The sequence below is a fragment of the uncultured Subdoligranulum sp. genome (assembly GCF_963931595.1).
Classification (GTDB): Bacteria; Bacillota; Clostridia; order Oscillospirales; family Ruminococcaceae; genus Gemmiger.
Genome location: NZ_OZ007030.1, coordinates 855,310 through 868,471 on the forward strand (window position 1 = coordinate 855,310; position 13,162 = coordinate 868,471).

Genomic DNA, 13,162 nt, shown 5'->3' on the forward strand with positions numbered 1-13,162 from the left:
TAGCACAATTTTTGCATAGTAGGAGCAGCGGATGAATTTTGTTGGCATCATTACTGAATACGACCCCTTCCACAACGGCCATGCGGCACAGCTGGCGGCGGTGCGCCGTGCGGGGGCTGCATGCATTGCGGTCTGCATGAGCAGCGGCGCAGTCCAGCGGGGCGGTGTGCCCATCCTGCCGGGCAGCGTCCGTGCCCGGGCTGCCCTGGAAGCGGGGGCCGATCTGGTCATCGCGCTGCCGGCGCCCTATGCCTGCGCCACGGCGGAGCAGTTTGCCGCGGCAGGAGTGTTTTTGCTGGGGGCGCTGGGGTGTGATACGCTGGCCTTCGGCGCCGAAACCCCCGAGGCAGACAGACTGATGCAGGCGGCACAACTGTTGAGGGAGCCCGCCTTGCAGACAGAACTGCGGCAGCGGCTGGGCACCGGTATGACCTATGCGGCAGCCCGGGCCGAGGCAGCGGAAGTGCTGTCGCCCGGCATGGGGGCCCTGCTGCGCACTCCCAACAACATTCTGGGCATTGAATACTGCAAGGCCATCCTGGGCCAGAACAGTCCGCTGCGCCCCATGCCGCTGCCCCGGTGGGGAGCAGCCCATGGGGGAAAAGCAGGAAAATACAACGGTATACCGATGGCCAGCGCCAGTTATCTGCGCGCCCTCCCCATGGAGGCGTGGGCACCCTTTGTGCCGCAGCAAGCCATGGTGCTCTACCGAAAGGCCGGAGCAGAAGGGCATCTGCTTGATCCCCGCAGGTTGGAAACGGCATTGCTGGCGCTGCTGCGGGCGGCACCGCCGGAGCGTTTCGCCCGGGTGCGGGGCGTCAGCGAAGGGCTGGAACACCGGCTGGCAGCGGCGGTCCGGGAAGCAACCAGCCTGGAAGACCTCTACACCCGCCTGAAAACTAAGCGATATCCCCACGCACGGCTCCGCCGGCTGGTGCTGGATGCGGCGCTGGATTTTCCGGCGGATCTGCCCGCGCCGCCCTATCTGCTGGTGCTGGGAGCCCGCAAACAAGCGCTTTCCTGTCTGAAAAATGCTGCCCTGCCGGCCGGCACATCGCTGGCTGATCTGGTACGTACCGGTTCCGACGCAGCCCGCATTGGCGGGCTGCACAGTCGAGCGGTGGATTTTTCGTCACTTTGCAGGGAAGAAATCCGGCCTATGGGACTTGCCTTCACGACAAAACCGGTGTTACTATAAAACTATGGAGAATTCGGGCGCTATACGACGACTTTGTTGCATTTTTAACGTGCAAGATTTGTGCGTTTTATCGCTCGCTATCTGGAAGAAAGGATCTGTTTAACTCCCATATGGCAAGGCGGCAGAAGCTGATTTTTGGTGTTCTGCGGCCGGAAAGGAGGATTCCCATGCGGCGATGGAATCTCTGTGTTATGACTCCCATACTCTGTGCGGCAATTCTGACGGGATGTGGCCGCGGCAACGCCACGCCTGCGTCCACGGAAAAACCACAGGCGACCGCCACCCCGGAAACCTCGGAGTTAGCGGAGCCGACCCCGACGCAGACACCGGCGAGGGCGCTGCACTGGATCGACGGGCGGAACAGTGAAGGACTCTACTGGCGGGAGCCGCTGTATGGCGAAGGGGGCCGCCGCTACGGTGATGGCGGCATAGGAGCCCATTATTTCGATTTTGCCCGGGCCACCGAAGAGATTGTCGGGAAACCTCAGAATTTTGAAAACGGCAACGTGTATCTGTTCGCGGATGAGGATTCTCTCTACTGGGCCTGGTCCGGTATGATTCTGGATACACCGGTGTTGCTGCGCAGCGATTTGGATGGCAGCAATTGCGAATCGGTCTATGATTTTCCCCAGGGAACCGCTATTGGTGTGTGGGATGGCGGACTGGCCAGCGACGGAGATGGGCTGTATTTTCGGTATAGCCAGATTTCCGATGACCCGAAGGTACCGGATGAGAACTTCCTGGTCCGCCTGGACCTGACCACCCGCACGCTGGAAACGGTGACGCGGTGGGACAAGTTCTGGGGAAATTTGATGGGCGTGTGGCAGAACAGGCTTCTGATCACCCGGACCCTGCTGGCGGAGGACTGTCCGGTGGAGCCGGTCTACGATCATTATTCGGTGGCCAACCGGGAGGAGCTCTCCCCCTGGCTGCGGACGGTGCTGTATGCGCTGGACCCTGTGACCGGCCAGGAGGAAGAATTGTACAGCGAGCCGGGGTTCTTCCTGGCCCGGAGTGACCTGGCCTACGATGCACTCTGGAGTGTTGATGACCAGTCCCGGCTGATCTGCCGCCCCCTGGGACAGACGGAAGACCAGGTGCTGGCCCAGCTGCCAGAAGGTGCATATATCTGGGGCGTCTACGACGAGGATGTGCTGCTCTACTGCACCGAGGAGGGCGAGCAATGGCTGTATGTTTACCACCGCGCGGATGGCTCGCTGGACCGCAGCCCCCGGAAGGGCTGGTTTGGCGGGGAATACCGCGCCATCTCGATCATCGGGGAGGCCGGTCCGGGACGCTATCTCGTGCTGTCGGATGCTAACACCGGGATGCAGCAACTGGCCGGAGCGGATGGTACCCAGTATCTCATTGATGGGTACAACGGGTATGCCATTGCCAGCCGGGAGGCTTTGCTGGACAGTTCTGTACCGATGACTCCGGTGACCAGGCCGGGAACGCCCTGAAAAGGAAAGATGGATATGATTTATACCGTAACGTTTAATCCGGCCATCGACTATGTGGTGCGCCTGGACCGGCCGCTGGAGGCGGGCGCTATCAACCGCAGCGCCGGGGAGGACTGCGTCCTGGGCGGCAAGGGCATCAATGTGTCGGGGGTGCTGGCGCAGCTGGATTGTCCCAGCGTGGCTTTGGGCTTTGTGGCCGGGGAGACCGGCGCCTGGCTGGAACGCGGTCTGGCAGCCCAGGGACTGCATACCGAATTCATCCATCTGCCGGCGGGCATGACCCGCATCAATGTGAAGATCAAGGCGGGGCAGGAAACCGAACTCAACGGTGCCGGGCCGGTTATCCCGCCCCAGGCCATGGAGGCCCTCTTCCAGCAGCTGGATAAATTGCAGGCAGGGGATATTCTGGTGCTGGCGGGCAGCATTCCCGCCAGTCTGCAGCCCGACACCTACGAGAAAATCCTCACCCGCCTGCAGGGACATGGTGTGCAGAGCGTGGTGGATGCCTCGGGGGCGCTGCTGGCCGGCGTGCTGGCCTACCACCCGTTTCTCATCAAGCCCAACCACCATGAACTGGCTGAGATCGTGGGCCGCCCGCTGCAGGGCGATGACCAGATCACCGGGGCCGCCCGGGAACTGCAGGAGCGGGGCGCCTGCAACGTGCTGGTCAGTATGGCCGGGGACGGCGCCCTGCTGCTGGACGCGGACGGCGGAGTGCACCGCATCGGCACACCCAGGGGGACGGTAATCAACAGTGTGGGAGCAGGGGACAGTATGCTGGCCGGTTTCCTGGCCGGATACCTCCGGACCGGCTCCTATGAAACGGCCCTGCGGCTGGGCACAGCCTGCGGCAGCGCCACGGCCTTCAGTCTGGGGCTGGCCACACGGCAGGAGATTGACCGCCTGCTGGCACAACTGTAAACGAAACCCCGGCCGGACTTGTTCCGGTCGGGGTTCTGTGCTATGATGAAGGAAAATCGGTGCAAAGGGGAGAACGGGATGGAACAGCAAAGGCAGCCGGTGCCGGGGTCGGAGATCACGCTGGAGGGGGCGGTGAATTTCCGGGAACTGGGCGGCTATGCGGCGGCGGACGGGCGCCGAGTGCGCCGGGGACTGCTGTACCGCGGCGGCAACCTGGATGCGTTGCAGAGCCCGGCGGACCGGGCGGCGCTGGAAAGCTGGCACCTGCGGGACATTCTGGATCTACGCAGCGCCGGGGAGGCCGACAAACACCCCGATCCGCCGGTGCCGGGGGCGCAGTATCACCGGGTATGTGCCATGCGGATGCAGGACGGCACCGAGATGGATTTTTCCTCCACGGGCATCCAGCGGCTGGCAGCCGAAAAGGCTGCGTTTGAGCGGGAGGCCGGTCATCCGGTGCACGATTTTGAATGGTTCAGTGTGCTGTACCGGCAGATGCCCTTCGGCAATCCCGCCTACCGGCTGCTGTTCCGGCTGTTGGAAGAACACCGCGGCCCGCTGCTGTTTCACTGCACCTGCGGCAAGGACCGTACCGGCATTGCGGCCATACTGGTCCTGTTGGCGCTGGGTGTGCCCCGTAAATTGGCGCTGACGGATTATCTGCTGACCAATGTGTACCGCCGCCGGATCATTGCGGCCTCCCTGCAGGGGAAAACGCCCCGGGACCATCGCCTGCTCTTGTCGGTGGAGGGGGTCAGCGCGGAGATGGGCGCCGGTGCCATCGATGAGATTCTGCAGCGCTATCCCAGCTATGAGGCGTATTTTGAGAGTGAGTACGGCCTGGACGCAAAACGTCTGTCCGCGCTGCGGGATTTTTACCTGACCCTATGAAAAAAGGAGCGCTGCCCCTTACGGGCAGCGCTCCTGCTTGTTATGAGAAAGAATCCGCCGGATCAGCCCAGGCTGATGCCCATGGCGCGGGCCACATTGACCATGTCGCAGTCGCCGGGCACGCCGCGGGTCTTGCCGGCAATGTCGGCAAGCGGGTTGGCGGTCACGTGGCGGTTGACCATGGCCACCGTCACGCCGTAATGTTCGTCCGCCACAAGGCTGGCCGCATAGGAACCGAACTGGGTGGCCAGCACGCGGTCGTAGGCGCTGGGGCTGCCGCCGCGCTGCATGTGGCCCGGCACGCAGATGCGGGTCTCGGCACCGGTCATCTCCTCGATCTGATGGGCGATGCGGGCGGTGGCAGTGGTGTAGCCGGCCTGGGCGCGCTGGGCGGTCCACTCCTTGCGCTTCATCTTGGCTTCCTCCACCGAGAAGGCGCCCTCGGCCACGGCCAGGATGGAGAAGTTCTTGCCGGCCTTGGCGCGGTTCTCCACGGCGGCAGCCACCTTCTTGATGTCGTAGGGCATTTCGGGGATCAGGATAATGTCAGCGCCGCCCGCAATGCCGGAATACAGCGTCAGCCAGCCGGCCTTGTTGCCCATGATCTCGATGCACATCACGCGGCTGTGGCTGCCGGCAGTGGTGTGGATGCGGTCGATGACCTCGGTGGCGATATCCACAGCCGTATGGAAACCGAAGGTCACATCGGTGCCGTAGATGTCGTTGTCGATGGTCTTGGGCAGGCCGATGATGTTGAGCCCTTCCTGGCTCAGCAGATTGGCGGTTTTGTGGGTGCCGTTGCCGCCCAGGCAGAGCAGGCAGTCCAGTTTGGCAGCGCGGTAGTTTTTCTTCATGGCGGCCACCTTGTCCACCTTGTCATCCTCCACAACGCGCATCTTCTTGAAGGGGGTGCGCTTGGTGCCCAGGATGGTGCCGCCCACCGTCAGGATACCGGAGAACTCATCGGGGCTCATCTCACGATAATTGCCGTTGATCAGGCCGTCGTAGCCGTTCAGGATGCCGACGATCTCCACCTTGTCGCCCATACGATTGTACAGCGCTTTGGCCACGCCGCGGATGGTCGCGTTCAGACCGGGGCAGTCGCCGCCGGAAGTCAGGATACCCACTCGAATTGCCATAATGATTACCTCCCGTATGCCGCGCTGTGCGCGGTTTTTGCACGGCGATGCCATGCAATCTTACTATAAATGTACGCCACGGAAAACCGCTTGTCAACCCTGGAAAACAAAAATAGACGATAAAGCGACAGATGCAAAAAACATGAAAAAATCGCAAAAAAACTGTTGACAAAAGACCCTTCAGCGGCTATAATAGTTAAGCGTTGAGGGCAGGCGCCCACAACACAATGCGATGGGGATTCGCATAATGGTAGTGCAGCGGACTCTGACTCCGCCCGTGGGAGTTCGATCCTCTCATCCCCAACCACACCGCAGCAGCTCTGCTGCTGCGGTTTTTTTTATCGGGGTGTAGCGCAGTTGGTAGCGCGCTTGGTTCGGGACCAAGAGGCCGTGGGTTCGAATCCCGTCACTCCGACTTGCTTGACCGCGAAAAGCTGCAATGCTTTTCGCGGTTTTTGTTATCCGCATAGTATAAAAAGGGACCGTTTCCTGCCAGGGCAGGAAGCGGTCCCTTTCGTTTCAGGATTGCAGGCGCTGGTCGGTGCCGAAGAACTTGAACATTTTGCAGCCGCCCAGCATCCGGCTGGCCACCTTTTCGGTATAGCGCGCCACAAACACACTCTGATCGGTGATGTTGGTGGTGTAAATGGTGGGGCGCTCGGTGAGCATCCGGGTGTTGATGAGTTCGTACAGCACGCTGATGGTCAGCGGTGTGATGTACTCGGTACCCAGATCGTCCAGGATCAGCAGGTCAGCTTCCTGGCAGGCGTTCAGCCATTCGTCGCCGCTGTCAAAGTCGAAGTGCTCGCGCCCCAGGCGGGCGGCCAGGGCGGCCGCACTGGTGTAGAGCACATCGTGCCCTCCGCCCAGCACGGCGTCGGCGATGGCCAGCGCCAGGTGGGTCTTGCCCAGGCCGGTGTGGCCCATAAACAGAAGGTTGGGACTTTTGCTGCTGAACTTCTTCGCGTAATTCTCGCAGTAATGCAGCAGCTTTTCCATATAGGCCCGGGCGGAGATCCCCAGCTCCGGCTCCACATCGGCCGAGTAACGGTTGATGTCGAAGGTGGAAAACTGGCACAGCCCCAGGGGACTGGCGGCGTTGATCTCCTCCCGGCGCAGGCGGCGGGCAATCTCCGCTACACAGGTGCAGGGGTTGCCGTTGTACATGCCGGTGTCATGGCAGCGCGGGCAGGAATAGGCAGGCTGGAAAGCGTTTTCGTCATATCCGGCCTCCCGGGTGGCGGCGGCCAGGGCCTCATCAGCCCGCACCAGCGCAGCCCGTGCGGCCTCCACGTCGCCCCCCAGCGCCGCGGCCTTGGCCAGTGCCAGGCCGGCACGCATCTGGGCGTCATCCGCCCGGGCCAGGGCCGGATGGGCGGCAAAGGCGGCGCGGCGGGCATTCTCCGCCTGCATGACAGCATACTGCCGGCGGGAAGCAATCTCTCGCTGTGCGGCGCGGAACAGTTCGTCCTTGGTGCGCATCGGTTATCCCTCCTCGTCAAACATGGCGGTCCAGTCGCGGTTGAACAGGTCTTTCTGGGCGCTGGCAGCGGGCTGCTGGACGGCAGGCCGTTCGGTGGCCAGAATGTTGCTGCCGGACAGCTGACCCTGGCCCCGTGCGGCGGCGACGGTGGTGATGCCCTGGGCACGCCAGGCGCGCAGGATACCGTCCACGTAGCGTATGGTGTTCTTGCTGCCAGCCCGGAGCAGCGCCTCGTCGATCATATCGCGCCCGATGCCCCATTCCTCGTGCCAGCGGGCAATGGCGCCGCGTTCCCAGCGGGTCAGTGCCGTGGGGGCGATGCCGAACTGCGCGGCCGCATCGGCACACCATTCCTCCCGCTGCTTGACCTTGCGCAGGTAGCGTTCCGCATCCTCGCCGGATTCCACGCCATCCTCCCGCCACCTGGGCAGTTCCCGGGCAACGGCGGCCACACTGCGACGGCCCTGCCGGGTGACCTCGGCACAGCACAGCAGGATGACATCGGGCTGCCAGCCGTCGTTGAGATACAGGGCCACCAGCCGCTGCATCTCGCTGCGGCTCAGTGCCTTGCCGAAAGCCGTCTGGGCTTCCTCGCACAGGACGGCCACATAGGGGTCGTTGAGGCTGGCCAGATCAATGCTGGCGGCCTTTTCCTCAGCGGGCACCAGCGGAGCGGCGGCTTTGCCGTTCTCCAGGAGTCCGGCGCCGGCCCAGTACTGCAGCGCCCGGCGGGCAGATTCGATGCTGGGAAGACCCAGCGCACGGGCTATGGTGCGCGGATCGGTATCCCCGGTCTGCAGAACATACAGTGCGGTGCGCACGGTGTCTCCGTCTGCCTGTGCCAGATGCGTCAGCACGATCTGTGGCACGGCCAGTGTGTCGCCGTGATACGCCGCCAGCTTGTATGGCATACTGCCAAACCTCCCCACTTTAAAAGTATTCTCATTATAGCAGTTTGACCGCAGAGTGTAAAGCCGGAGCCGCAAAACTGCCCAAAAAGGCCCCGGTTATTTTGGGCAATGCGTTCCTTGCAATCAAACGGCAAACTCTTTACAATAGTAGGTAGAAAGTTAAAGGGAGGGACCTCCAATGGCCATGAATCTCGTCAAACTGCCCACTGGCAAGACCAATCTGATGCTCCGTGTCTGCAAGGGACACTTTGCCACCAGCCACAGCCATATCAACTATTACATTGATGTGACGATGACCAAATCCCGCCTGTCGGAAGCCCGGGAAGTGGCGGCGGAACTGGTCAAGGAGTACACCCTCAATACCATTGTGGACACCATCCTCTGCCTGGACGGTACCGAGGTGATCGGCTCCTGCATGGCCAGCGAACTGACCAAGGCGGGGTATGCCAATATGAATGCCCATCAGACCATTTATGTGGTGACGCCCGAGCATACCGTGGGCAGCCAGCTGCTGTTCCGGGAGAACACCGCCCCCATGATCGCGGGCAAACATGTGCTGGTGCTGGCGGCTTCTGTCACCACGGGCTATACTGTGGAGAGTGCGGTGGAAGCCATCAACTACTACGGCGGTGTGCCGGTGGGTATTGCGGCTATTTTTGCGACGCAGCAGGAGTGCGCAGGCTTCCCGGTGACCAGTATCTTTGACCCCAACGACCTGCCGGACTACGAAAGCTACGATTCCCATGCCTGCCCGTGGTGCAAGGCCGGGCAGAAGATTGACGCGCTGGTCAACAGTTTCGGCTATTCCAGTCTGTAAAAGCTGTACGCAAGAAAATGATCCCCCTTGGTCCAGGGGGATTTTTCTTTTGCTGTCAAGAGGAGGTGGTCGTAACAACGTTATTTTTGTGGAAAAAGCCTATGACATTTTTGTTAAAAAAGTACTATACTATATAGTAGAGAAATTTGTACCCTGGTGCGAAAATAAATAAAGGAGGACGCAGCATGTTTCAGGTTGGAGATGCGGTAAGTTACGGAACGAGCGGTGTGTGTACGATTGAAGAAAAAAAGAGCATGAAGCTGGCAGGTCAGCAGTGCGAATGTTATATTTTGAAGCCGGTCTATGACAGCACGATGAAAATCTGTGTGCCGTGCAACAGCCAGGTGCTGCTGGATCGGATGCGGGCATTGCCCAGCAAGCAGGAACTGCTGGATCTTCTGCAGGAGCCGGCACCGAAACATGAACCCGACCCGGAAGTGCGCAAGGAGCATTACCGCCAGACGCTGCAGAGCGGCGACCGCCATGCGCTGCTGCGGATGATCCGGGACATCTACACCGAGCGCCGTCACCGCCATGCCATGGGCAAGCAGCTTTCCAGCTATGAGGACAGCGCGCTGCGGGAGGCACAGAACATTCTGCACAGTGAATTTGCCTACACGCTGGGGATCGACCCCGGGGAAGTGCCGGACTTCATTGCCGGTGTGCTGGATGGTGCTGCCGAAGCCTGATGGCCGATATACAAGCAAAGGACCGCCCATAGAGGGCGGCCCTTTTTGCATTTTATTTCATTTTGCCGATGAAGACCAGATAGGAGTACAGATAAATCCAGGCGGAGCCGCCCAGCAGTGCCACCATCAGGATGGTCACGGTGCCGGCCTCACCCAGCGCCCGGGAGAAGAAGGCTGTGACCAGCAGCACCGCCCCCATGACGATAAAGACGATGCCGCCCATGCGCTGGGTGCGATTCCAGTTGTGCTCATCGTTCAGCGCCCACGGTGTCTTGCAGCCGAAGGTATAGTTCTGCTTGATGCGGGGCATATAATTGCCCAGGGCGATGAAGAGAAGACCGATGCCCCCACAGACCAGGATGCTCACCAGGTTGCTGCTGCCGGGCAGCACGTTGAACACCGTCAGCTCGCTCAGCCAGGTCATGGCGCAGAGAAACAGGGTGCAGCCGATGACGAATCCGCGGTACACCTTGCCGAACTTTTCGTAGTTCTGGGCGCGGGGATCAATCCTGGGAATGACGGCCAGCAGGATCAGGATGGCCAGGGGCAGGGCGCAAAGAAGCAAAATGGTGGATTTTGGCCCCCAACCGTTGGCCTGGCCGTCAAAGCCCCAATGGATGGGGACCTCTTCCGGCAAAGACGGGTAGAAGGGCAGATGGGCGGCGAAATTGAGCAGACAGACCACCAGCAGGGTGAGGTAGAGTTTCTTATTTTTCATCATCGGGGTCCCCCTTTACCAGATCGACATCGTAGAACCATTTGACCAGTTCCTGGAAGACGGTCAGATTCACGCTGTAGACGATATTCTGGCCGCTGCGCTGGTCGCAGACCAGGCCGGCGGCTTTCAGAATGCTGAGATGATGGCTGACCGACGGCTTGGTCATGGAAAACTGTGCGGCGATCTCTCCGGCGGTCATATCGCCCCGGGCCAGCAGTTCCAGGATGCGGCGCCGGGTGGGATCCGCCAGGGCCTTGAATGCATCTCCCATCATGAACTCCTTTCTGCGAATAATAGATATTTAGATAAACATCTAAATATCTATGCCTTTACTATACGCCATTCCCGGCCCGTTGTCAAGCACAGCGGGAAAAAATAAAAATCCCCGCACACCGAAGCGCGCGGGGAAAAAATCGTGGTTATTCGTACTTGACGTTATCGATGAGGTTCTGCATGACGATGCTGTCCAGCAGCTGGCACTTGACGTAGTTTTCGCCGTAGATCTCGGTGAAGTTGCTGGGGTCCTTGATGCCGTACTGGTTCACAAACTCGGTGTTGAGGGTGTTGGTATCGCACTTCAGGCCCTCTTTCTCGGCAATCGCCTGCAGCAGCAGCGTCTGTTCCACCTGCGTATTGATGCTGCCATCCATATCGGCGATGAACTCATCCACGGTGGAATAGCCGGTGCCCAGGAAGCCGGAGGTGGCGATGGTGGTCATGTCGGTGCCGTACTTTTGGGCGTAGCTGTAGATGCCGTAGAGCAGCACGTTGCGGTAGTATTCCTTGGCGGACTCGGGCAGTTCGTCGGCGAAGGAAACCTTATCGTGCAGCTGGGTGTAGACCTCGCTGTACTGGTTGTTGAAGGCGAGCTGCTTCTTGACGAAGGCATTGAGGGAGGCTACATCGGTGACGCCCATGGTGGGGGAGAGGTTCTCCTGCACCCAGGCATCGGTGACTTCAGGGGTGACAGTCTCGCTGATGTAGTTCAGCGTGGTGCTGAACACCGCCGCCTTGCCGGCCAGGTCGGCGCTGCCGTAGTTTTCGGGGAAGGTGACGTTCACATCGAAGGTCTCGCCGGGGGTATGGCCCACGATCTGCTCCTCAAAACCGTCGATGAAGGTGCCGCTGCCCAGCTCCAGGTCGTAGCCCTGGTCGCTGCCGCCGTCAAAGGCAACGCCGTCAATGGTGCCCACGTAGTCGATGTTCACGGTGTCACCGTCCTGGGCGGCACGGTCGGTGACCTGGTTCGTGGTGGCAAAGCTGGACAGGATATTCTGGTTGATGTAATCGGTGATGTCCTGGTCGGTCACTTCGGCCAGAGAGGCGTCGATGGTGATGTCGTCGTAATCATCGGGCAGGGTGACATAGTCGGCAGCAGTCACGCCATCCAGATAGCCGTTTTCGTCAAAGCCGTCGGAGTAGCTGAAATTTGCCAGATAGTCGTAGGCGGAATCGTCAGCAGTCTCGGGGCTGGCGGTTTCGGCCGAAGCGGTCTCAGCAGTGGACTCGCTCTCGGCGGTTTCGGAACATCCGGCCAGGGCGGCGGTCATGGCAACCGCCAGCGCGCAGGCCGCGGAACGGTACAAAGTTTTCTTCTTCATGGGGTTCTCCTGTAATGTAAAAATTGCATACGCATCCTTTATTATACACATTTTTCAAAAAAAGTACAGCCTAAAATCAGAAATCGGGCAAGAACTGCCCCTTGACTTGAAGTACGCTTTAAGTTATATAATACCTTAGGAAACAAGAGGGCAGAGCGATCTGCCGGGATTACACATGGAGGAACCAAACGATGGATATTTTTCATGGTGCAAAAAAACTGGGCTTTGGCCTGATGCGTCTGCCGCTGACCGACCCCAACAATGCGGGCAGCATCGATGTGGAGCAGACCAAACAGATGGTGGATACCTTTCTGGAGCGGGGGTTCACCTATTTTGATACGGCCTGGATGTACTGCTCTTTCCAGAGCGAGAATGCCGTCAGGACCTGCCTGACCAGCCGTCATCCGCGGGAATCCTTCACGCTGGCGGACAAGCTGCACGCAGGCTTCATCCACAACCTGGAGGACCGGGACAAGATCTTCAACACCCAGCTGGAGAAGACCGGCGCGGGGTATTTTGACTATTACCTGCTGCACGACATGGGCACCGAGCATTACGAAATCTACAAAAAGCTGGATTGCTTCCGCTGGCTGCAGGAAAAGAAGGAGCAGGGGCTGGTCAAGCACATCGGCTTCTCCTTCCATGACCATGCCGATCTGCTGGACAAGGTGCTGACCGAACACCCCGAGGTGGAATTTGTTCAGCTGCAGCTGAATTATCTGGACTGGGACAGCGAAGGTGTACAGTCCCGCAAGTGCTATGAGGTGGCCGAAAAACACCGCAAACCGGTGATCGTCATGGAGCCGGTGAAGGGCGGCACGCTGGCCAAGGTACCCGAGGCGGTGGAATCCCTCTTCAAGGAATACGCGCCCCAGGCTTCGGTGCCCTCCTGGGCCATCCGTTTTGCCGCCAGCCGTCCCAATGTGAAGATCGTATTGTCCGGCATGAGCAACATGGAACAGCTGCTGGACAATACCGGATACATGCAGGACTTCCAGCCTCTCAGCGAGCAGGAGGAGGGCCTTGTCCGCAAGGCGGTGTCCATCATCAATGCCAGCATTGCGATTCCCTGCACGGGCTGCTCCTACTGCACGGAAGGCTGCCCGAAGCACATTGCCATCCCCAAGTACTTCTCGCTGTACAATGCGGATCTTCAGGAGGCAGAGGGCAAGGAGTGGACGCCCCAGGGTGAGTATTACGACAACCTGACCAAGTCCTTCGGCAAGGCCAGCGACTGCATCGGCTGCGGCCAGTGCGAGAAGGTCTGCCCCCAGCATCTGCCCATCCGGGAAGATCTGAAGCTGGTTGCCAAACATTTTGAAAAATAAATA

General features: G+C 60.1%; 13 protein-coding genes and 2 tRNA genes. 9 read left to right on the forward strand and 6 right to left on the reverse strand.

The window, feature by feature from the left end; genetic code table 11:
* Positions 1 to 31 precede the first annotated feature (31 nt).
* The 4 genes from ABGT73_RS04050 to ABGT73_RS04065 all read left to right on the forward strand — a co-directional run bounded on the left by ABGT73_RS04050 (position 32) and on the right by ABGT73_RS04065 (position 4,473).
* Positions 32 to 1,198: a nucleotidyltransferase family protein gene (locus tag ABGT73_RS04050; protein ID WP_346668545.1), complete on the forward strand. Its 1,167-nt coding sequence runs from the start codon at positions 32 to 34 to the stop codon at positions 1,196 to 1,198.
* Positions 1,199 to 1,365: 167 nt separating this feature from the next.
* Entirely contained in the window at positions 1,366 to 2,661 is a 1,296-nt protein-coding gene (locus ABGT73_RS04055) for a hypothetical protein (protein ID WP_346668546.1), read from the forward strand.
* 15 nt (positions 2,662 to 2,676) lie between these two features.
* Positions 2,677 to 3,582 carry a 1-phosphofructokinase gene (pfkB, locus tag ABGT73_RS04060; RefSeq protein WP_346668547.1) on the forward strand — a complete coding sequence of 302 codons (906 nt, stop codon included), beginning with the start codon at positions 2,677 to 2,679 and terminating at the stop codon, positions 3,580 to 3,582.
* A gap of 78 nt (positions 3,583 to 3,660) precedes the next feature.
* Complete coding sequence (locus ABGT73_RS04065) at positions 3,661 to 4,473, forward strand: tyrosine-protein phosphatase (protein WP_346668548.1); 813 nt, start codon at positions 3,661 to 3,663, stop codon at positions 4,471 to 4,473.
* Between the two features lie 62 nt (positions 4,474 to 4,535).
* Here ABGT73_RS04065 and ABGT73_RS04070 read toward each other — a convergent pair whose 3' ends face one another.
* Entirely contained in the window at positions 4,536 to 5,612 is a 1,077-nt protein-coding gene (locus ABGT73_RS04070) for an ATP-dependent 6-phosphofructokinase (protein WP_346668549.1), read from the reverse strand.
* A gap of 233 nt (positions 5,613 to 5,845) precedes the next feature.
* On the opposite strand from ABGT73_RS04070, the gene ABGT73_RS04075 reads away from it, so the two are divergent.
* Both ABGT73_RS04075 and ABGT73_RS04080 read left to right on the forward strand, forming a co-directional pair.
* Positions 5,846 to 5,919 (forward strand) — tRNA-Gln (locus ABGT73_RS04075).
* A 35-nt stretch (positions 5,920 to 5,954) separates the two neighbouring features.
* Positions 5,955 to 6,027 (forward strand) — tRNA-Pro (locus ABGT73_RS04080).
* 104 nt (positions 6,028 to 6,131) lie between these two features.
* Here ABGT73_RS04080 and ABGT73_RS04085 read toward each other — a convergent pair.
* Together ABGT73_RS04085 and ABGT73_RS04090 are read right to left on the reverse strand one after the other, a co-directional pair.
* Positions 6,132 to 7,094, reverse strand: coding sequence for an ATP-binding protein (locus ABGT73_RS04085; protein ID WP_346668550.1), 963 nt, complete (start codon positions 7,092 to 7,094; stop codon positions 6,132 to 6,134).
* A 3-nt stretch (positions 7,095 to 7,097) separates the two neighbouring features.
* The gene (locus ABGT73_RS04090; RefSeq protein WP_346668551.1) at positions 7,098 to 8,006 is read right to left on the reverse strand and encodes a DnaD domain protein; all 909 of its coding nucleotides are present in this window, start codon (positions 8,004 to 8,006) and stop codon (positions 7,098 to 7,100) included.
* Between the two features lie 178 nt (positions 8,007 to 8,184).
* On the opposite strand from ABGT73_RS04090, the gene ABGT73_RS04095 reads away from it, so the two are divergent.
* Together ABGT73_RS04095 and ABGT73_RS04100 are read left to right on the forward strand one after the other, a co-directional pair.
* Positions 8,185 to 8,823 (forward strand): orotate phosphoribosyltransferase, encoded by a 639-nt coding sequence (locus tag ABGT73_RS04095; RefSeq protein ID WP_346668552.1) that lies wholly within the window; start codon positions 8,185 to 8,187, stop codon positions 8,821 to 8,823.
* A gap of 185 nt (positions 8,824 to 9,008) precedes the next feature.
* Positions 9,009 to 9,512 carry a CarD family transcriptional regulator gene (locus ABGT73_RS04100; protein ID WP_346668553.1) on the forward strand — a complete coding sequence of 168 codons (504 nt, stop codon included), beginning with the start codon at positions 9,009 to 9,011 and terminating at the stop codon, positions 9,510 to 9,512.
* A 52-nt stretch (positions 9,513 to 9,564) separates the two neighbouring features.
* Here ABGT73_RS04100 and ABGT73_RS04105 read toward each other — a convergent pair whose 3' ends face one another.
* The 3 genes from ABGT73_RS04105 to tig all read right to left on the reverse strand — a co-directional run bounded on the left by ABGT73_RS04105 (position 9,565) and on the right by tig (position 11,831).
* The gene (locus ABGT73_RS04105) at positions 9,565 to 10,230 is read right to left on the reverse strand and encodes an SdpI family protein (RefSeq protein WP_346668554.1); all 666 of its coding nucleotides are present in this window, start codon (positions 10,228 to 10,230) and stop codon (positions 9,565 to 9,567) included.
* Positions 10,220 to 10,501, reverse strand: a complete 282-nt coding sequence (locus ABGT73_RS04110) for an autorepressor SdpR family transcription factor (protein ID WP_346670306.1) — start codon at positions 10,499 to 10,501, stop codon at positions 10,220 to 10,222. The genes ABGT73_RS04105 and ABGT73_RS04110 overlap by 11 nt, the downstream gene beginning before the upstream one ends.
* A 148-nt stretch (positions 10,502 to 10,649) precedes the next feature.
* Positions 10,650 to 11,831: a trigger factor gene (gene tig / locus ABGT73_RS04115; protein WP_346668555.1), complete on the reverse strand. Its 1,182-nt coding sequence runs from the start codon at positions 11,829 to 11,831 to the stop codon at positions 10,650 to 10,652.
* Positions 11,832 to 12,022: 191 nt separating this feature from the next.
* Between tig and ABGT73_RS04120 the strand changes: the two genes are divergently transcribed.
* Complete coding sequence (locus ABGT73_RS04120; RefSeq protein ID WP_346668556.1) at positions 12,023 to 13,159, forward strand: aldo/keto reductase; 1,137 nt, start codon at positions 12,023 to 12,025, stop codon at positions 13,157 to 13,159.
* Positions 13,160 to 13,162: the final 3 nt, after the last annotated feature.